Source organism: Salinicola halophilus (assembly GCF_003206155.1).
GTDB lineage: Bacteria > Pseudomonadota > Gammaproteobacteria > Pseudomonadales > Halomonadaceae > Salinicola > Salinicola halophilus.
In genome coordinates, this window is record NZ_PZJV01000006.1 from 129136 (window position 1) to 147086 (window position 17951).

At 64.1% G+C, this 17951-nt stretch carries 18 protein-coding genes; 6 read left to right on the forward strand and 12 right to left on the reverse strand.

Annotation, left to right across the window (positions count from 1 at the left end):
- Positions 1-149: 149 nt before the first annotated feature.
- Positions 150-479 carry an accessory factor UbiK family protein gene (locus DOM33_RS12495; protein WP_110669467.1) on the reverse strand — a complete coding sequence of 110 codons (330 nt, stop codon included), beginning with the start codon at positions 477-479 and terminating at the stop codon, positions 150-152.
- Positions 480-728: 249 nt separating this feature from the next.
- Between DOM33_RS12495 and DOM33_RS12500 the strand changes: the two genes are divergently transcribed.
- The 3 genes from DOM33_RS12500 to glnK all read left to right on the forward strand — a co-directional run bounded on the left by DOM33_RS12500 (position 729) and on the right by glnK (position 2876).
- Positions 729-1067 (forward strand): P-II family nitrogen regulator, encoded by a 339-nt coding sequence (locus DOM33_RS12500; protein ID WP_110669469.1) that lies wholly within the window; start codon positions 729-731, stop codon positions 1065-1067.
- Positions 1068-1092: 25 nt separating this feature from the next.
- Entirely contained in the window at positions 1093-2343 is a 1251-nt protein-coding gene (locus DOM33_RS12505) for an ammonium transporter (protein WP_110669471.1), read from the forward strand.
- Positions 2344-2537: 194 nt separating this feature from the next.
- Positions 2538-2876: a P-II family nitrogen regulator gene (gene glnK, locus DOM33_RS12510; protein ID WP_110669473.1), complete on the forward strand. Its 339-nt coding sequence runs from the start codon at positions 2538-2540 to the stop codon at positions 2874-2876.
- Positions 2877-2972: 96 nt separating this feature from the next.
- Here the strand turns inward: glnK and DOM33_RS12515 are convergent, their stop codons facing one another.
- Positions 2973-3749, reverse strand: a complete 777-nt coding sequence (locus DOM33_RS12515) for a ferredoxin--NADP reductase (protein ID WP_110669475.1) — start codon at positions 3747-3749, stop codon at positions 2973-2975.
- Between the two features lie 149 nt (positions 3750-3898).
- On the opposite strand from DOM33_RS12515, the gene DOM33_RS12520 reads away from it, so the two are divergent.
- On the forward strand, positions 3899-4825 hold the full coding sequence (locus DOM33_RS12520) for a LysR family transcriptional regulator (RefSeq protein WP_110669476.1): 927 nt from the start codon (positions 3899-3901) through the stop codon (positions 4823-4825).
- A 15-nt stretch (positions 4826-4840) separates the two neighbouring features.
- Here the strand turns inward: DOM33_RS12520 and DOM33_RS12525 are convergent, their stop codons facing one another.
- From DOM33_RS12525 to hemE, 10 genes are all read right to left on the reverse strand, one after another.
- Positions 4841-6664, reverse strand: coding sequence for a methyl-accepting chemotaxis protein (locus DOM33_RS12525; protein WP_110669478.1), 1824 nt, complete (start codon positions 6662-6664; stop codon positions 4841-4843).
- A 262-nt stretch (positions 6665-6926) separates the two neighbouring features.
- Positions 6927-8744 carry a methyl-accepting chemotaxis protein gene (locus DOM33_RS12530; protein WP_110669480.1) on the reverse strand — a complete coding sequence of 606 codons (1818 nt, stop codon included), beginning with the start codon at positions 8742-8744 and terminating at the stop codon, positions 6927-6929.
- Between the two features lie 99 nt (positions 8745-8843).
- Entirely contained in the window at positions 8844-9266 is a 423-nt protein-coding gene (locus DOM33_RS12535; protein WP_110669482.1) for a baeRF12 domain-containing protein, read from the reverse strand.
- Between the two features lie 117 nt (positions 9267-9383).
- Positions 9384-10112, reverse strand: a complete 729-nt coding sequence (locus tag DOM33_RS12540; protein ID WP_110670255.1) for an amino acid ABC transporter ATP-binding protein — start codon at positions 10110-10112, stop codon at positions 9384-9386.
- 106 nt (positions 10113-10218) lie between these two features.
- Entirely contained in the window at positions 10219-11331 is a 1113-nt protein-coding gene (locus DOM33_RS12545) for an amino acid ABC transporter permease (RefSeq protein ID WP_204352677.1), read from the reverse strand.
- 1 nt (position 11332) lies between these two features.
- A complete protein-coding gene (locus DOM33_RS12550) occupies positions 11333-12523 on the reverse strand; it encodes an amino acid ABC transporter permease (RefSeq protein ID WP_110669483.1) in 1191 nt (396 codons plus the stop codon).
- A gap of 113 nt (positions 12524-12636) precedes the next feature.
- The gene (locus tag DOM33_RS12555) at positions 12637-13665 is read right to left on the reverse strand and encodes an amino acid ABC transporter substrate-binding protein (protein WP_110669485.1); all 1029 of its coding nucleotides are present in this window, start codon (positions 13663-13665) and stop codon (positions 12637-12639) included.
- A gap of 305 nt (positions 13666-13970) precedes the next feature.
- On the reverse strand, positions 13971-14330 hold the full coding sequence (locus DOM33_RS12560) for a VanZ family protein (protein WP_110669487.1): 360 nt from the start codon (positions 14328-14330) through the stop codon (positions 13971-13973).
- Entirely contained in the window at positions 14327-14842 is a 516-nt protein-coding gene (locus DOM33_RS12565) for a thiol-disulfide oxidoreductase DCC family protein (protein ID WP_110669489.1), read from the reverse strand. The genes DOM33_RS12560 and DOM33_RS12565 overlap by 4 nt, the downstream gene beginning before the upstream one ends.
- The gene (gene hemE, locus DOM33_RS12570; protein WP_110669491.1) at positions 14814-15929 is read right to left on the reverse strand and encodes a uroporphyrinogen decarboxylase; all 1116 of its coding nucleotides are present in this window, start codon (positions 15927-15929) and stop codon (positions 14814-14816) included. Before hemE ends, DOM33_RS12565 begins: the two co-directional genes overlap by 29 nt.
- A 224-nt stretch (positions 15930-16153) precedes the next feature.
- On the opposite strand from hemE, the gene ribA reads away from it, so the two are divergent.
- Both ribA and trhA read left to right on the forward strand, forming a co-directional pair.
- Positions 16154-16789, forward strand: a complete 636-nt coding sequence (ribA, locus tag DOM33_RS12575) for a GTP cyclohydrolase II (RefSeq protein ID WP_110670259.1) — start codon at positions 16154-16156, stop codon at positions 16787-16789.
- Between the two features lie 311 nt (positions 16790-17100).
- Positions 17101-17766: a PAQR family membrane homeostasis protein TrhA gene (trhA, locus tag DOM33_RS12580; RefSeq protein ID WP_110670261.1), complete on the forward strand. Its 666-nt coding sequence runs from the start codon at positions 17101-17103 to the stop codon at positions 17764-17766.
- Positions 17767-17951: the final 185 nt, after the last annotated feature.

Here is a 17951-nt window from a genome sequence, read left to right on the forward strand (position 1 = left end):
CCTCCCTTGAAAGCCAACCTGGGCGACTGCCGCAGGCGATGCGGGGCAACCCCCCGTCCAGTAACCGTCGATTACCGGATTATCGCCTCGATGACTTCAAGCTTTAGCGCAATGTTGCCGGTGTCTTTCGCGCAGAGTATCCGGTGTCCTTAGCGTGGCGTGTCCGGTGTTCCGTCCGAAGAGCCATCCAGATCGTCATGAACGGGCGTCGGCGGCGCGGGCTGGGCGGCACGCTCGCTCTGGATCGTGTTCTCCAGCGCAGAAACCTGCTCCTCCAGCGCTTCGACGCGCTCACGGGTGCGCTGCAGTACTTCCATCATGATGTCGAAGTCTTCGCGCGAGACGATCTCCATGCGCTCCATGGCGCCGCGGAGGACTCCCTGAACGTTGCGTTGAATGTCGCCGGGCGCACCGGACGCGCCCTGCAGCCGATCCCCCAACTGCTTGGCCAGACGTTCGAATCGATCCTGTGCCGACATGCTGTTCTCTCCGTGAAAAAGGTCTCCACATAGCATACGCAAAGTGGGCAGGTTGCGCTTGCGCTCAAAAAGTGCACACCCGAATCCCTTCTCACTGATTTGGTGCATCGAGCGGGCGAGCCGTTTGCACCGCTATGGGGCGCCTACGCCGCATTGCCGATAGGCATATGATTTGAAACAAAAAAAATTACGATGGCACGGCACCTGCCTGTGCTTGCTGGCGCAGGTCGATCAAGGGAGACGCATGGGATGAAACTCATCACCGCCATTATCAAGCCCTTCAAGCTCGATGACGTTCGTGAAGCACTCGCCGACAACGGCGTACAGGGCATCACCGTCACCGAGGTGAAAGGGTTCGGCCGCCAGAAAGGCCACACCGAGCTCTATCGCGGCGCAGAGTACGTCGTCGATTTTCTGCCCAAGGTGAAAATCGAAGTCGCCGTCGCCGAAGAGCGCGTCGACGGGGTGCTGGATGCGATCCGCAATGCCGCCAACAGCGGCAAGATCGGCGACGGCAAACTGTTCGTCACGCCACTCGAAGACGTCATCCGGATCCGGACCGGGGAACGCGGGGCCGACGCCGTTTGACGGCGCGGAACGAGGAGAAAGAAGAATGAACGATCAAGTAGTCCAACTTTCCTATGCGCTCGACACTTTCTATTTCCTGATGTCGGGCGTTCTGGTGATGTGGATGGCGGCCGGGTTCGCCATGCTCGAGGCGGGCCTGGTACGCGCCAAGAACACCACCGAGATCCTGACCAAGAACGTGGTGCTCTTCGCCATCGCGAGCCTCGTCTATCTGCTGTTCAGCTATCACTTGATGTATTCCAGCGATGCCGGCGGCATCTTCCCCAACCTCGGGTTCCTGCTCGGCGGCGAAAACAGCGTCGACGACGTCATGGGCAGCGGCGGTGACATCTACTACTCCGCGCGTGCCGACTTCTTCTTCCAGGTCGTGTTCGTCGCCACGGCGATGTCCATCGTCTCCGGGGCGGTCGCCGAACGCATGAAGCTGTGGTCGTTCCTGATCTTCGCCGTGATCATGACCGGCCTGATCTACCCGGTTTCCGGCTACTGGACCTGGGGCGGCGGTTGGCTCGCCGAAGCGGGCTTCTCCGACTATGCCGGTTCCGGCATCGTGCACTTGGCCGGTGCGGCCGCGGCGCTGGCGGGCGTGATCGTGCTCGGTCCGCGTAAAGGCAAGTACGGCAAGAACGGCGCGATCTACGCCATCCCCGGCGCTAACCTGCCGCTGGCCGCCCTGGGTACCTTCATCCTCTGGATGGGCTGGTTCGGCTTCAACGGCGGCTCGGAGCTGATGGTCTCCAACGTCGACTCGGCAAACAACGTAGCTCAGGTGCTGGTCAATACCAACTCGGCCGCCGCCGGTGGTGTCATCGCCGCGCTGATCCTGGCCAAGGTCTGGTTCCGCAAGGCGGACCTCACCATGGCACTCAACGGGGCTATCGCCGGCCTGGTCGCGATCACCGCCGATCCGCTGTCGCCCTCCGGCCTGAGCGCCGCGATCATCGGCATGATCGGTGGTCTGCTGGTCGTCCTCTCCATCGTTGCGCTCGACAAGTTCAAGCTCGACGACCCGGTCGGTGCCATCTCCGCGCACGGCGTGGCCGGTATCTGGGGCGTGCTGGCGGTGCCCCTGAACAACGCCGATGCGTCTTTTGGGCCCCAGCTTCTGGGCATCGTCGCCATCTTCGCCTGGGTCTTCATCGCAAGCCTCGTGGTCTGGCTGATCATCAAGGCGATCATGGGCGTGCGAGTGTCGGAAGAAGAAGAGTACGAGGGCATCGACATCGCCGAGTGCGGCATGGAGGCCTATCCCGAATTCTACGTCGGCAAGAAATGAGTCGACGAACCGAGTGAGCTGGCGTGCTCCCCTGGCCCCTTCGGGGGCCTTTTTTGTTCCTAGAAATGGCGATGTATGCTTACACTGAGAGTCACCCGAGAGTCATCGACCATTCCCAACGACTGCCTACGCAGTAGCGGCATTGGCGCTCCCAGCGCGCCGCTACTCGCTCATCGCACGCGAGGAGACATTTCATGAAACTGGTTACCGCCATCATCAAGCCCTTCAAGTTGGACGACGTGCGCGAGTCGCTATCGGAGATCGGCGTGCAGGGCGTCACGGTCACCGAGGTTAAGGGTTTCGGCCGCCAGAAGGGACACACCGAACTCTATCGCGGTGCCGAATACGTGGTCGATTTCCTGCCCAAGATCAAACTCGAAGTCGCGGTCGACGACTCGATGAGCGATCAGGTGATCGACGCGATCACCAAGGTCGCCAACACTGGCAAGATCGGCGACGGCAAGATCTTCGTCTCCCCGCTGGAGCAGGTCGTGCGGATTCGTACCGGCGAGACCGACAAGGACGCGGTGTAAGCCGCGAGCCGCAATAAGAGCTTAAAGGGATTGCCGCGTAAAAAAGCGCCAGCGACGAACGTCGCTGGCGCTTTTCGTAGCTCGTAGCTCGTTCGCCTACTTTTCGACGAAAGCGCGCTCGATGACGTAGTCGCCGGGCTCGCCCATACGCGGGGAGATGGCGAAACCCAGCTCGTCGAGCAGGCCACTGGTCTCGTCGAGCATGGCGGGGCTGCCGCAGATCATCGCGCGATCCTGCTTCGGGTCCAGCGGCGGCAGGCCGGTATCCTCGAACAGCTTGCCGCTGCGAATGTGGTCCGTCAGACGGCCAGTGGTGTGGAACGCTTCCCGTGTCACGGTCGGGTAATAGACCAGCTTCTCGCGGATCTCGTCGCCGAGGTATTCGTGGGCCGGCAGCTCCTGGGAGATGAAGTCGGCGTAGGCGAGCTCGCTGACGGAGCGCACGCCGTGAATCAGCACCACCTTCTCGAAGCGTTCGTAGACTTCCGGGTCCTGAATCAGACTCATGAACGGCGCAAGCCCCGTGCCGGTAGAGAGCATGTAGAGATTGCGGCCGGGCAGCAGATCATCGCAGACCAGCGTCCCGGTGGGTTTGCGGCTGACCATGATCTGATCGCCCACCTTCAGGTGCTGCAGGCGCGACGTCAGCGGGCCGTCCTGCACCTTGATGCTGAAGAATTCGAGATGGTCCTCGTAGTTCGGGCTCGCCACGGAGTAGGCACGCACCAGTGGCTTGCCTTCCACCTCGAGACCGATCATCACGAACTGTCCGTTCTTGAACCGAAGGCTTCTCTCGCGCGTGGTACGAAAGCTGAAAAGGGTGTCGTTCCAGTGATGAACGCTGAGAACCTCTTCCAACGCAAACTTGCTCATGAAGCCTCCTGTCGCCTGCCGAAAACGGATACCGAATCGATATAAAGCGGATACCGAGTAGATTTCCAAATTATATGAAGGGCGCGACCGTTCCGTTAAGTGGATTGTTTGAATAAGCTTTATCGATTCCGTCGATATGGAAACGTGTCATGCGCTACACCTTCCGTCAGCTCGAAGTCTTCGTCGCCATCGCTCAGCATCAAAGCGTTTCGCTGGCCGCGAAGTCACTCGCCATGTCGCAGTCGGCGACCAGCGCCGCGCTCGCGGAGCTCGAGCGTCAGTTCGACTGTCAGCTACTCGATCGAATCGGCAAACGGCTCAAGCTCAACGCGCTGGGTTTTCAGCTGCTGCCCAAGGCGGTCGCCCTGCTCGACCGCGGGGAAGAGATCGAAGAGCTGCTCAAGGGCCAGCAGGGGATCGGCTCACTCGACGTGGGGGCCACGCTCACCATTGGCAACTACCTGGCGACGCTGCTGATCGGTGACTTCATGCAGCGCCACCCCGAAAGCCGTGTGCGGCTGCAGGTCGGCAACACCGCCTCCATCGTCGAGCGCGTGGCGCTGCACGAGCTCGATCTCGGACTGATCGAGGGGGACTGCCAGCACGACGCCATCGTGGTGCAGCCCTGGATCGAGGATGACTTGAGCGTCTTCTGCTCGCCGCGGCACCCGCTGGCACAGGAGGGCGGCGCCGACGCCGAACGGCTGCTGCGCGAGTCCTGGATCATGCGGGAAGAGGGCTCGGGTACCCGACGCACGCTGGAGCACGCCATGCGCCATCGCCGCGGACGCTTCAACATTCTGCTGGAGCTCGAGCACACGGAGGGGATCAAGCGGGCGGTGGAATCAGGGCTGGGGATCGGCTGCATCTCGAAGCTGGCCCTGCGCGACGCCGTCCGGCGCGGCAGCCTGGTCGCGATCGCCACCCCGGAGCTGGATCTCACCCGGCGATTCAACTTCATCTGGCACCGTCAGAAGTACCTGACCACGGCAATGCGCGAGTTCCTGCGGCTCTGCCGAGAGATGACCGCGGCCATCCAGCGCACCGACGAGATCAGCCTGCCGACGATCCCCTGATCGTCGGCTGAACCTTTATCCCAAGCGGGGAGCGTCGCGCTCGACGAGCTTGAAACGACCGACGAGATCCGCCAGATGGAACGCCTGATCGCGCAGATGCTCGGACGAGACCGTCGACTGCTCGACCATCGCCGCGCTCTGCTGTGTGGCGCGGTCGAGCTCGCTCACCGCCTGATTGACCTGCTCCACGCCTTGGCTCTGCTCTGCCGCCGCGACGCTGATCTCGCCGAGCGTCGACGAGACCTGCGAGATCGCCTCGACGATCTCCTGCATGCTGCCTCCCGCCGTACGCATCATCTCCGCGCCCTCTCGGGTCTGCGCGATGGAGCCGTCGATCAGCGACTTGATGTCGGCCGCGGCGCTGGACGCGCGACCGGCCAGCGAGCGCACTTCGCTGGCAACGACCGCGAACCCGCGACCCTCTTCACCGGCGCGAGCCGCCTCAACCGAGGCGTTGAGCGCCAGCAGATTGGTCTGGAAGGCGATGTCGTCGATCATCTGCACGATTCCCGAGATCTGCTCGGTCCGGTCATTGAGCGACTCGACCGAGGAGAGCGCCTGCGTCATCACCGTGCCACCGTGCTCGGCTTTCTGCACCGCATCCCGGGCGAGGGCGTCGGTCTGACTCGCAGACTCCGCCGTGTTGCCCGCCGTGCCGGAGATCTGCTCCATGGCGCTGGAGGTCTCCTGCAGGCTGCTCGCCGAGGTCTCGGTCTGATGCGCCAGCGTCTGGCTCGCCTTGGCGATCTCGTCAGAGGCCTGTTTGACGCTATCGCTGGTGCGCCGTGCTTCCAGCAGAACGTCACTGATCGTGGCGACAAAGGCATTGAAGGCACCACCGATCTGGGCAATCTCGTCTCGCCCCTCCACCGCCAGCCGCTGGGTCAGGTCGCCGCCGCCCGAGGCGATGTCCTGCATCGCCGTGCGAGCCCTGTCGAGCCGACGGAAGCCGGGCGACACAAGTAGCCACAGCAGCAGCGCGGAGATCGCACCGGCCAGCACCAGGGCCACCAGCGTCGCCTTGAGCAGGCTGTTGGCACCGGCGTTGGCCTCGGCTCGATCGAGGGCGATCACCAGCCGCCAGTCCATACCGGGAATCTCGACGCCCCGCAGCAGGACATCGCGACCGTCGATCGATGCCTCGGCCAGGCGCTCGTCGGTCATCATGCGCTGGCGAAACGGCGCGTCGAGATTCGGATCGAGACTCGTCGTCGACTTCAGGGCGAGTTCGGCGTCGCGATAGGCGACGATATCGCCGTCGGCATCGATCAGAAACGCAAAGCTGTGGGGCGTCGGCTGCACCGACAGAACGTTGGCGATGACATCATCGAGAGGGACGTCGGCGCCCGCGACGGCCACGGTGCGGCCGTTCTCGACGATCGGCGTGGAAAAGGTGACCACCAGCGAGTCGGTGACCATGTCCAGATAGGGCGCACTCAGTACGGTCTCACCGGCATCCACCGCTGCTCCATACCAGGGACGAGATGTGGGGTCGTAACCCGCGGGAGGAACCCAGTCGTCATTGGTAATCAGGTCACGGTCGGCTGTCGCCACGTAGACCTGGCCGAAGTCGCCGGCCCGGCCGGTCTGACGCAGCGAATCGACCAGACGGTCGCTACCGAATTCGGGCTTCACAGCCTCGATCAGTCCGCGCTTGGCCGACGCCCAGTCTCGAATGGCAGTGATGTGGCCCTTGGCGACCGACTCGATCATCTCGTTGTTGGACTCGGCCTGCTGGCGACTGATCGACCCGTAGTTGAAGCCGCCAGTGGCGATTAGGGCCGCGAGAATCATGGCCACACAGATGGCCATGATTCGGGTCTTGAAGGAGTGAAGCATGCATGCGCTCGCCGTCGGTAAAATCGAACCCCGTTTTACGGCAGGCGCCCGAGCGGGCTTTAAGTTTACTTAATTTAAAAACTCGCAGCCCCTGAGAGAGTCCGATATCAGCCAGACTCTTGAGCGATCTCGGCTCAGGAAACGCCCTCGGCGCTGGCGCTCGAGTACACGAAAGCCATCCCGAACGCGGCGGGGCGCTACTCTGCCCGATGAAAGTGGATATCGCTCGAGGATATCCACTTCGCCCAGCGGATGACGCGCATCACTGCGCGGTTTCGGGCTCGACGAGCTTGAAACGACCGACGAGATCCGCCAGGTGGAACGCCTGGTCGCGCAGATGCTCGGATGCGACCGTCGACTGCTCGACCATCGCCGCGCTCTGCTGGGTGGCGCGGTCGAGCTCGCTCACCGCCTGATTGACCTGCTCCACGCCCTGGCTCTGCTCTGCCGCCGCAACGCTGATCTCGCCCAGCGTCGATGAGACCTGCGAGATCGCCTGGACGATCTCCTGCATGCTGCCGCCCGCCGTGCGCATCATCTGCGCGCCCTCTCGCGTCTGCGCAATGGAACCGTCGATCAGCGACTTGATGTCAGACGCGGCGCCCGTCGCACGACCGGCCAGCGAACGCACTTCGCTGGCGACGACCGCGAACCCGCGCCCCTCTTCGCCGGCGCGGGCCGCCTCGACCGAGGCGTTGAGCGCCAGCAGATTGGTCTGGAAGGCGATGTCATCGATCATCTGCACGATCCCCGAGATCTGCTCGGTGCGGTCGTTGAGCGACTCGACGGACGTGAGCGCCTGCGCCATCACCGTGCCGCCGTGCTCGGCTTTCTGCACCGCTTCACGGGCGAGCGCGTCGGTCTGTCCGGCGGACTCCGCCGTACTCCCTGCCGTGCCGGAGATCTGTTCCATGGCGCTGGAGGTCTCCTGCAGGTTGCTCGCCGAGGTCTCGGTCTGACGCGAGAGCGCCTGACTCGCCTTGGCGATCTCGTCGGAGGCCTGTTTGACGCCGTCGCTGGTGCGCCGCGCTTCCAGCAGCACGTCGCTGATGGTGGCAACGAAGGCGTTGAAGGCGCCGCCGATCTGGGCGACTTCGTCGCGCCCCTCGACCGCCAGACGCTGGGTCAGATCGCCGTCGCCGGAGGCGATATCTTTCATCGCATCGCGGGCCTTGTCGAGCCGCCGGAAGCCCGGCGTCACGAGCAGCCACAGCAGGAGCGCGGAGACCGCACCGGCCAGCACCAGGGCCACCAGGGTCGCTTTCAACAGGCTATTGGCACCGGCGTTGGCTTCGGCTCGATCGAGGGCGATCACCAGCCGCCAGTCCATACCGGGGATCTCGACGCCGCGCACCAGGACATCGCGGCCGTCGATCGATGCCTCGGCCAGGCGCCCGTCGGTCATCATGCGCTGGCGAAACGACGCGTCGAGCTTCGGATCGAGACTCGTCGTCGGCTCCAGGGCCAGCCCCGGATCGCGATAGGCGACGATATCGCCGTCGGCATCGATCAGAAACGCAAAGCTGTGGGGCGTCGGCTGCACCGAGAGCACGTTGGCGGTGACTTCGTCGAGCGGAACATCCGCACCGGCGACGGCCACGGTCTGACCGTTGTCGACGAACGGGGTGGAGAAGGAGACGACGAGCGAGTCGGTAACCATGTCCAGATAGGGCGCACTCGCCGTGGTTTCGCCGGCCTCGGCGGGGGTGCGATACCAGGGGCGCACGGTGGGATCGTAGTCGGCTGGCGGCACCCAGTCGTCGTTGGTGATCATGCGTTGGTCGGCGGTACCGACATAGACCTGGCTGAAACCACCGGCACGGGCGGTCTGACGCAGCGAATCGACCAGACGGTCGCCACCGAATTCGGGTTTGACAGCCTCGATCAGTCCGCGCTTGGCCGCCGCCCAGTCGCCGATCGCAGTGACGTGGCCCTTGGCCACCGACTCGACCATCTCGTTGTTGGACTCGGCCTGCTGGCGACTGATCGACCAGTAGTTGAAACCGCCAGTGGCCATCAGGGCCGCGAGAATCATGGCCACGCAGATGGCCATGATTCGGGTCTTGAAGGAGTGAAGCATGCGTACGCTCGCCGTCGGGGAATCGAACCCCTTTTAACGGCTAGCGCACCACATGCCTTTAAGTCTCGTGAAGCGTCTGAGCTATTTCGGGTGAAGCCGTTACGACCAGCCGAGCTTCTTGGCGATTTCGTCTTCGCTGGCCTTGGAGACGTCCTTATCGAGGGTCTTGGTCACGAGCGCCTGGGTCGGTTTGTCCAGCTTGTCGCGCAGCTCGCCGAGAAACTGCGGCGCGGCGATCAGGATGAACTCTTCGACGTTGTGCTTGGTGCGAGCGTCACGCAGGTACTCGGCGACTTCCTTGGCGAAGAACGACTCGTGCTTGTCCGAGGTGGCGTTGTCGTCACCGGTCTGGCGCGTGCTGGCACCGGAGGTCGCTTCGCCCTTGCCGCCGGTACGCAAATCACCGGTGTGCAGACGCGATTCGGAGTGCGTCAGGGTCTCGATCTCGCGCAGGACATTGGCCTGGCGAACGAAAATGCGAGCGCGGGCGGCATCGGCAGCGACGACGTAGATTTTTTCCATGATCTGTCTCCTCTCCTTGGATCGATCGTGCCGAGACGTCTGTCCCGGCACGGGCAACCTTCAAAGCGTGGTCGACATTTCGCCGCTGCTCAAGGCGTTAGACGAGCCAATTGTGTCTCAGTGCCCCAGAATCTGACTCAGGAAGAGCTTCGTTCGCTCCGAACGCGGGTTGTTGAAGAACGCCGACGGCGGCGCCTGTTCGATGATCTGCCCCTGGTCCATGAAGATCACACGATCCGCCACCGTCTTGGCGAAGCCCATCTCGTGAGTCACGCAGAGCATCGTCATGCCTTCATGGGCCAGCTCGATCATGACGTCGAGCACTTCCTTGATCATTTCCGGGTCCAGCGCCGAGGTCGGCTCGTCGAACAGCATCACCTCGGGGCGCATGCAGAGCGCCCGGGCGATCGCCACGCGCTGCTGCTGGCCGCCGGAGAGCTGGCCCGGGTACTTGCGTGCCTGATCGGCGATCTGCACGCGCTCGAGATACTCGAACGCCGTCTTCTCGGCCTCGGCCCGGGGCTTCTTCTGCACCCAGATCTGCGACAGACAGCAGTTCTCCAGCACCGTGAGATGGGGGAAGAGGTTGAAATGCTGGAACACCATGCCGACATTGCGACGGATCTGCTCGATCCGCTTGATGTCGCGGGTCATTTCGATGCCGTTGACGGTGATCGCCCCCTGCTGGTGCGCTTCCAGGTGGTTGATGCAGCGGATCAGCGTCGACTTGCCCGACCCGGACGGTCCGCAGATGACGATTCGTTCGCCCTTGGCGACGGTGAGGTCGATGTCGCGCAGTACGTGAAAGTCCCCGTACCACTTGTTGAGCCGCTCGATCTCGATCATCGGCTTGGCGTCGTCGACGTTGCGGGTATCGGACGCAGTGGCTTCGTTCATCACTCGTTTTCCCCAATCCATTGTTGTTGAAGGCCTGTCGGCATTGCCGCCCGCCTCATGTCCGGTAGCTCGTGTTGAGGCGACGCTCGATGTACTGGCTGTAGCGCGACATGGCGAAACAGAAGACCCAGAACATCAGTGCGGCGAAGACGTAGCCTTCGGTCGAAAAGCCCAGCCAGTTGGCGTCGGTGAGCCCGGCCCGGATGATCGCGAGCAGATCGAACAGCCCGATGATCAGTACCAGCGAGGTGTCCTTGAACAGCGCGATGAAGGTGTTGACGATGCCCGGTATGACCAGCTTCAGCGCCTGCGGCAGGATGATCAGCCCGGTGCGCTGCCAGTAGCCCAGCCCCAGCGCCTGGCCGGCTTCGTTCTGGCCCTTGCCGATCGCCTGCAGCCCGCCACGGATCACCTCGGCCATATAGGCGCTCCAGAAGAACATGATGCCGATCAGCGCCCGCAGCAGCTTGTCGAACTCGACGTTGCCGGGGACGAACAGCGGCAGCATGACGGAAGCCATGAACAGTACGGTGATCAGCGGCACACCGCGCCAGAACTCGATGAAGATGACGCTGACCGCCTTGACGAAGGGCATCTTGGAGCGCCGCCCCAGCGCCAGCAGCACGCCCAGCGGCAGCGATCCGACGATGCCTACGGTCGCGATCACCAGCGTCAGCATCAGCCCGCCCCAGGCGCGCGTGGGAACGTACTCCAGCCCGAAATAGCCGCCGCTGAGCAGAATCCAGGCGACGACCGGAAAGCCCACCAGCGCGAACAGCCCTACCCAGCGCTTGTAGGGCAGCCGGGGGATCGCGAGCCACGCCACCAGCGCCGCCATCATCGCGAAGACGATATCCACTCGCCAGCGCGCCGCTTCGGGGTAGAAGCCGTAGACAATGGATTCGAAGCGCGCCGAGATGAAGACCCAGCACGCGCCGTCGCCGGTGCAATCGGCGCGGGTCGAGCCGAGGAAGTCGGCATCGAACAGCGTCCATTTCAGAAACGGCCAGAGGCACCACGCCAGAAAGGTGATCACTACCACCGAGACGACGCTGTTGATGGGGCCGTTGAAGAGATTGGCCCGCAGCCATCCGCCAATGCCGCGGCGCTGATCCGGCGCCTGGCGTGGGGGGAGCATCTCGGTGCGATAAGCGGATTGATCGTTCATCTCATCGCTCCTTCATCAACGTGCGGGCGTTATAGAGATTCATCAGAAACGACACCGTCAGACTGATGACCAGATAGACCGCCATGGTCATGGCGATGATCTCGATCGCCTGCCCGGTCTGGTTGAGCGTGGTGCCGGCGAACACGGCGACGATATCGGGGTAGCCGATGGCGGTCGCCAGCGACGAGTTCTTGATCAGGTTGAGATACTGGCTGGTCATCTGCGGCACGATCACGCGCATCGCCTGGGGAATCACGATCTTGCGCAGCGTGATCGCCCCCGGCAGGCTCAGCGAGCGGGCCGCCTCGGTCTGCCCCTGGGAGACCGAGAGAATGCCCGAGCGGACGATCTCGGCGATGAAGGCCGCCGTATAGATCGAGAGCGCCAGCCACAGTGCCACCAGCTCCGGCAGGATGTTCACGCCGCCGCGGAAGTTGAAGCCCGCCATCTCGGGGATCGTCCATTCGAGCGGCGCGCCCGTCAGGAGAAAGGCCGCGAGCGGCACACCGACGATGACGCCGGCGCCGATCCAGTAAACGGGCAGCGCCTGGCCGGTGCGGCTCTGACGCCGCTTGGCCCAGACCGCGAACGCCACGGTCGCGACCACGGCGAGCAGCAGTGCCCACACCGTGGCGGTGAACCCGGGCAGCGGCTGCGGGTCCGGCATCACCACGCCGCGAACGTTGAAGAAGAAGGTGTCGAACAGCGACAGACTCTGTCGCGGCGACGGTAGCGCCCGCAGCACGGCGTAGTACCAGAACAGGATCTGGACGAGCAGCGGGATGTTGCGGAAGGTCTCGACGTAGACCGTCGCCAGCCGCGCCAGCAGCCAGTTCGGTGACAGCCGCGCGATACCGATCAGAAAGCCCAGGACCGTCGCCAGCACGATACCCATCGCCGAGACCAGCAGCGTGTTCAGAAGCCCGATGACGAAGGTCCGTCCGTAGCTCGAGTTGCTGGTGTACTCGATCAGGGTCTGGGGAATCGAGAAACCGGCACGCCGATCGAGGAAATCGAATCCGGTATTGATGCCTCGGGCATCCAGATTGGCCAGCGTGTTGTGGACGAGAAAGCCGATGAAGATCGCCAGTGCCAGAAACAGCACGATCTGGACGATCAGTGCACGCACCGTGGGATTTCGCCACAGCGGGCCGTGGCCTCGCCGCAGCAGAGAAGAGGATGGACGCAGCATAGAGGTGTCTGTCTTGCCTGTCGTGTCGGTCTCGACCCGAGCATTGAGAAGCACTGCGCCCCGGGCTTACCGGGGCGCAGTGTCGCGGGAACGGCTAGCGTCGGCGCAGGGCCTCAGCGAACCGGCGGCGCATACTGGATGCCGCCATCGTTCCACAGCGCGTTGATGCCGCGGTCGATGCCGAGCGGAGAGTCGGTGCCGACATTGCGCTCGTAGACTTCGCCGTAGTTACCCACCTGCTTGACGATGTTGTAGGCCCAGTCGCTGCCCAGACCCATCTGCTCGCCGTAGTTGCCGTCCTTGCCGAGCAGGCGCGCGACGTTGGGGTTCGGCGGGTTGTCGCGCATGTCGTCGACGTTGTCCTGGGTCACGCCCATCTCTTCAGCGTTGATCATCGCGAAGAGCGTCCACTTCACGACGTTGAACCACTGGCTGTCGCCCTGACGGACCACCGGACCCAGCGGCTCCTTGGAGATGCGCTCGGGCAGGATCATCGCGCCGTCAGGGTTGTCGAGCTGCAGACGCAGCGCCGCCAGCTGAGAGGAGTCGGAGGTCAGTACGTCACAGCGCCCGCTGCCAAAGCCCTGCGCGGTCTGGTCGGGGGTATCGAAGGTGACCAGCTGGTAGTCGAGGTCGTTGGCGGGGAAATAGTCGGCGATATTCAGCTCGTGGGTGGTGCCGGACTGGATGCAGATCGTGGCACCGTTGAGCTCGTCCAGGCTGCTGACGCCGAGATCCTTGCTCACCATGAACGCCTGACCGTCGTAGAAGGTGACGCCGGTGAAGTTCAGCCCCAGCGAGTTGTCGCGGGTTGCCGTCCAGGTCGTATTGCGCGACAGCACATCGACTTCACCCGACTGCAGCGCGGTGAAGCGCTCCTTGGCGGTGAGCGGGGTGAAGGCGACCGACTCGGCCTCCCCCAGAGAGGCAGCGGCGACGGCGCGGCAGAAATCCGCGTCGATGCCCGACCAGCGACCGTTTTCGTCCGGCGCGGAGAAACCGGTCAGACCGGCGTTGACCCCACAGCGGATCTCGCCATTGTTCTTGATGTCGTCCAGCGTGGCAGCACTCGCCTGGGTGGCAGCGACGGCGCCGAGGGCGGCAACGGTCAGCAGCGACAGGCTCTTGTTCTTGTGAGGCATAGTGAACTCCACTCCCTTGCGTGGTTTTGGTGTGCATGCCGAGCATGCCCACAGGGTCTAAGCAAAGTCCATTCCACATCCGTCTTACTTGCGCTAACACATTGTTTTCGAAACGACACGCACCGCCGCTGACCGCGACAGTCGCGACCAGCGGCGCACTATCACGCCCCATTTCGTTGCAATTTCATCGCTCACCGGGCGGGCTGCACCAGAATAAAGCGGCACCCAACGCCTTGGCTGGCGCCATGACGAAAGCAGGCTCGGGATGCGATGGCCGGCGAATCGACGTTGGAGCGCGTCAAAGTTCAGGCGCGTCGGCCGGTGGATGACACCAGCCGGCGTACCGACATCGCACCGAGTGCCACCCCGATCGCGCCCAGCGCATTGGCCAGAATATCCGCCCAGTCGCCGCCGCTGCGTCCCGGCACCCAGAGCTGGGCGTATTCGATCGCGATGCCGTAGACCAGCGCTGTCACGACCGCGGGCACCGTGCGAAGGCCGGCGAATAGCAGCCCCAGCGTCAGTCCGCCGTAGCCAGCCAGATGGTTGAACTTGTCCCACGGCAACTCGCTCGGCAGGTTGCTGCCGGGCGTCAGGCTGCCCCAGGCAATGGCCAGCGCCCAGACCAGGGTGAACGCGATAGTGAAGAAACGGGACGACCTCAAACCGGCGCTTCGCCAGCGAGGGAGAGCGGCAGTTCGAGGTGTCGGCAGTGCGCTTGCGTGAGCCGATCGATCCAGCGCGGATGCCCCTCGAGCCGGGCGTCGTCACTGGGGGCAAGCCGACTGCGGTGGCGCCCGACGAAACGATAGATACCGTCACGCAACGGACGGGGCACCTTCTGCATCCGGGCGAGCGCCCCCCAGCTGCCGTCGAGACGTTCGCAGAGTCGCCACAGCGCCTCGCTATCGCGATGACAGCGCCCTGCGGTCAGGTAGCGGATGCTGTCGCCGTCGCTCGGGTCGAACCCGAAATGCCGGCCCAGGCGCTCGCCGAGGGGCGTCTCCAGCCCGACGATGGCGACGCGGCTGTCGCGGCGCTCCCGCGCCAGGAACCAGCGCACCGAGCGCCGGCAGAAAGGGCAGCCGGCGTCGAAGAGCAGCAGTCCGTCGACGTCGGCATTCATCGGTTCAGCGAGGGTGCTCGACTCAACGATGGTAGGCCGGGCTGAGTTCATGGAGTGCCTCCATGAAGGCGGTCACGTGGTCGGGATCGGTGAACTGGCTGATCCCGTGACCCAGATTGAAGACGTGCCCCTCGCCTGGCCCGAAGCTCTCCAGCAGCCGCGACACCTCGCTGCGGATCGCCTTGGGCGAGGCGAACAGGACGTTGGGGTCGAGATTACCCTGGATCGCCACCCGCTCGCCGACCCGCCGACGCGCATCGCCGAGCTCCGTGGTCCAGTCGATGCCCACCGCGTCACAGCCGCTGTCGGCGATCGACTCGAGCCACTGCCCGCCATTCTTGGTGAACAGGATGACCGGCACTCGACGGCCGTCGTGCTCGCGGATCAGCCCGCCGACGATGCGCTGCATGTAAGCCAGCGAGAATTCCTGATACGCCGGCGTCGACAGCGACCCGCCCCAGGTATCGAAGATCTGCACGACCTGCGCACCGGCACGAATCTGCGCGTTGAGATAGTCGGTGACCGCGGTGGCGAGTACGCCCAGCAGCGTGTGCAGCGTCTGCGGATCGCCGTAGAGCATCGACTTGATGTGGCGGAAATCCTTGCTCGAGCCGCCTTCGACCATGTAGGTCGCAAGCGTCCACGGGCTGCCGGAAAAGCCGATCAGCGGCACCCGGCCGTTGAGCTCCTGACGCACGCTACGCACGGCGTTCATCACGTAGTCGAGATCGCGCTCGGCATCCGGCACCTCGATCGCCGCGACGTCGGCGGCACTGCGCAGGGGCTTTCGAAACTTCGGCCCCTCGCCGGTCTCGAAGTAGAGCCCCAGGCCCATGGCATCGGGAATGGTGAGGATGTCGGAGAAGAGGATCGCCGCATCCAGCGGGAAGCGCTCCAGCGGCTGCAGCGTCACGTCGCAGGCGAAATCCCGGTTGCGGCAGAGATCCATGAAGCTGCCCGCCTTGGCGCGTACTGCCCGGTACTCGGGTAGATAGCGCCCGGCCTGGCGCATCATCCAGACCGGCGTGCGGTCGACGGGCTCACGCGCCAGCGCCCGCAGGATACGGTCGTTGTGCAGTGTCGACGGGGCCGAATCGTCGGCGGACGTCTGCGTGGCGGGATCGTTGAAAGAGGTCATGACGGCCTTCGAGGTTCGAGATTTGGCTTCAAGTGTAACGGATGCCGCGGCAAGCCTGATACGTTCCCTCCCCCAGACGCTCCCCTTGCGTTCGTGCCAGACGGCCCCCTTGTTCGGCACGCGCCCGATACGCTCGCTCGGCAAGCCTGCTATAATGCGCGCCCTCCATGAATTCGCCGACCGCCGCGCTTGCGGCCGTGGGCAGCCCGTCTCGCGAGGTCATCGTGTCCATCCGTTTCATCGCCGCATCGCAACTGCCCACGCCTTGGGCGACGTTCATGCTGCACGGCTTCCAGGAAGAGTCCACCGGCAAGGAGCACGTCGTGCTCACGCTCGGCGACGTCACCACGGAGGAGCCGGTCCTGGCCCGCGTACACTCCGAATGCCTCACCGGCGACGCGCTCTTCTCGATGCGCTGCGACTGCGGCTATCAGCTCCAGGAAGCGCTCAAGCGGATCGCCGACGAGGGGCGCGGTGCACTGCTCTACCTGCGTCAGGAAGGGCGTGGCATCGGACTGCTCAACAAGATTCGCGCCTACGCGCTGCAGGATGAGGGGGCGGATACGGTCGAGGCCAACGAGCGCCTCGGGTTCGGCGCCGATCAGCGCCGCTACGACATCTGCGTGCCGATGCTCGAGCATCTCGGCATCGACTCGCTCAAGTTGATGACCAACAACCCGCGCAAGGTCGAAGCGCTCTCCCGGGACGGCGTCAAGATTCGCGAACGACTGGCGATCACCACCGGGCGCAATCCCTTCAATGAGCACTACCTGACCACCAAGGTGGGCAAGCTTGGGCACATGATGCAGCTCGACGACTTCACGCCGGCAAGCGACGTCGACATCGAGCGCGACGCCTGACACTGGCCCACCCGACGTTCTTTCCCGGCTGACGTTCTGTTCCGCCAGACGTCCCCTGCCGACTGGCGCCGAGACGCTTCCACGTCGCGCCACGGGCGGGGTCACATGCCCGTCACTCCCATCGCTCAGAGTGAACCCCACCCCTCGCTTGGGGTCATAGTTCAGAGGTCCTGCCCGCCGATCTTTCGACCGCCGGTATCGCAGAACCTCGCCGTCTCGTCGCCGCCACCCGAGGAGGTTGGACGACCATGGTCGCCGCCCGCACAGCATCGCCTGTTTCTTCGGATCACATGTCGGCGGTCGTCGACGACATGCCCATGACAACCGACTTCAGCGAATTCTCGCTGCGCGAGGAGTGGCTCCACAGCCTGAGTCACGGCGTCGGCGCGGCGCTGAGCCTGATCGGTATGATCGTGCTGATCGCGCTGGCCTCGCTCGCCGTCCAGGTCGACCCCTGGAAGGTCGTCGGCGTCTCCCTCTACGGTCTTTGCCTCGTCACGCTCTATACCGCCTCGACGCTCTATCACGGCTTTCGTGCCCCGCGCTTGAAGCGGCTGTTCCAGACCTTCGACCACTGCGCGATCTATCTGCTGATCGCCGGCACCTACACCCCGTTTCTGCTGGTCAATCTGCGCGGCTCGACCGGCTGGCTGCTGTTCGGCGTGATCTGGGGGCTCGCCGCTGGCGGTATCGCCCTACGCCTTATCTGGCCGCGACGCTTTCACGTGCTGCGGGTCGTCGTCTATCTCGTCATGGGCTGGCTGATCCTGCTCGCCGCCGAAGAGATCACTACCCGGCTCCCGCCCGCGGGCTTCTGGCTGCTCGTCGCCGGCGGCATCACCTACACCGTCGGCGTACTCTTCTATGCCGTGCGCGCGATTCCCTTCAACCACGCCATCTGGCATCTGTTCGTGATCGGCGGCAGCGTCTGCCACTTCTTCGCCGTCTACATGGCGGTGCTGCCGTTCCAGGCCTGAGCACCGCCGGTTCGAACAATCCCAACGGAATCGGGACAGCGGCCATCGACGAGGCGGTAACGATCGCCTCGTTTCCCCGTGCGGGACACGCCTCTTCCACGTCGGCGACTTGCCCGCCGCCCGCGCCAAGCTATGCTCGTTGGGCTTACGCGTCGCCCGGCGCCGCTACCCCGACCCTCCTTCTT

What these genes read in the sequence shown, in the direction of transcription:
- DOM33_RS12495 (WP_110669467.1), bottom strand. Translation starts at nt 479, where the DNA reads ATGTCGGCACAGGATCGATTCGAACGTCTGGCCAAGCAGTTGGGGGAT.
- DOM33_RS12500 (WP_110669469.1), top strand. Translation starts at nt 729, where the DNA reads ATGAAACTCATCACCGCCATTATCAAGCCCTTCAAGCTCGATGACGTT.
- DOM33_RS12505 (WP_110669471.1), top strand. Translation starts at nt 1,093, where the DNA reads ATGAACGATCAAGTAGTCCAACTTTCCTATGCGCTCGACACTTTCTAT.
- glnK (WP_110669473.1), top strand. Translation starts at nt 2,538, where the DNA reads ATGAAACTGGTTACCGCCATCATCAAGCCCTTCAAGTTGGACGACGTG.
- DOM33_RS12515 (WP_110669475.1), bottom strand. Translation starts at nt 3,749, where the DNA reads ATGAGCAAGTTTGCGTTGGAAGAGGTTCTCAGCGTTCATCACTGGAAC.
- DOM33_RS12520 (WP_110669476.1), top strand. Translation starts at nt 3,899, where the DNA reads ATGCGCTACACCTTCCGTCAGCTCGAAGTCTTCGTCGCCATCGCTCAG.
- DOM33_RS12525 (WP_110669478.1), bottom strand. Translation starts at nt 6,664, where the DNA reads ATGCTTCACTCCTTCAAGACCCGAATCATGGCCATCTGTGTGGCCATG.
- DOM33_RS12530 (WP_110669480.1), bottom strand. Translation starts at nt 8,744, where the DNA reads ATGCTTCACTCCTTCAAGACCCGAATCATGGCCATCTGCGTGGCCATG.
- DOM33_RS12535 (WP_110669482.1), bottom strand. Translation starts at nt 9,266, where the DNA reads ATGGAAAAAATCTACGTCGTCGCTGCCGATGCCGCCCGCGCTCGCATT.
- DOM33_RS12540 (WP_110670255.1), bottom strand. Translation starts at nt 10,112, where the DNA reads ATGATCGAGATCGAGCGGCTCAACAAGTGGTACGGGGACTTTCACGTA.
- DOM33_RS12545 (WP_204352677.1), bottom strand. Translation starts at nt 11,331, where the DNA reads ATGAACGATCAATCCGCTTATCGCACCGAGATGCTCCCCCCACGCCAG.
- DOM33_RS12550 (WP_110669483.1), bottom strand. Translation starts at nt 12,523, where the DNA reads ATGCTGCGTCCATCCTCTTCTCTGCTGCGGCGAGGCCACGGCCCGCTG.
- DOM33_RS12555 (WP_110669485.1), bottom strand. Translation starts at nt 13,665, where the DNA reads ATGCCTCACAAGAACAAGAGCCTGTCGCTGCTGACCGTTGCCGCCCTC.
- DOM33_RS12565 (WP_110669489.1), bottom strand. Translation starts at nt 14,842, where the DNA reads ATGAACTCAGCCCGGCCTACCATCGTTGAGTCGAGCACCCTCGCTGAA.
- hemE (WP_110669491.1), bottom strand. Translation starts at nt 15,929, where the DNA reads ATGACCTCTTTCAACGATCCCGCCACGCAGACGTCCGCCGACGATTCG.
- trhA (WP_110670261.1), top strand. Translation starts at nt 17,101, where the DNA reads ATGCCCATGACAACCGACTTCAGCGAATTCTCGCTGCGCGAGGAGTGG.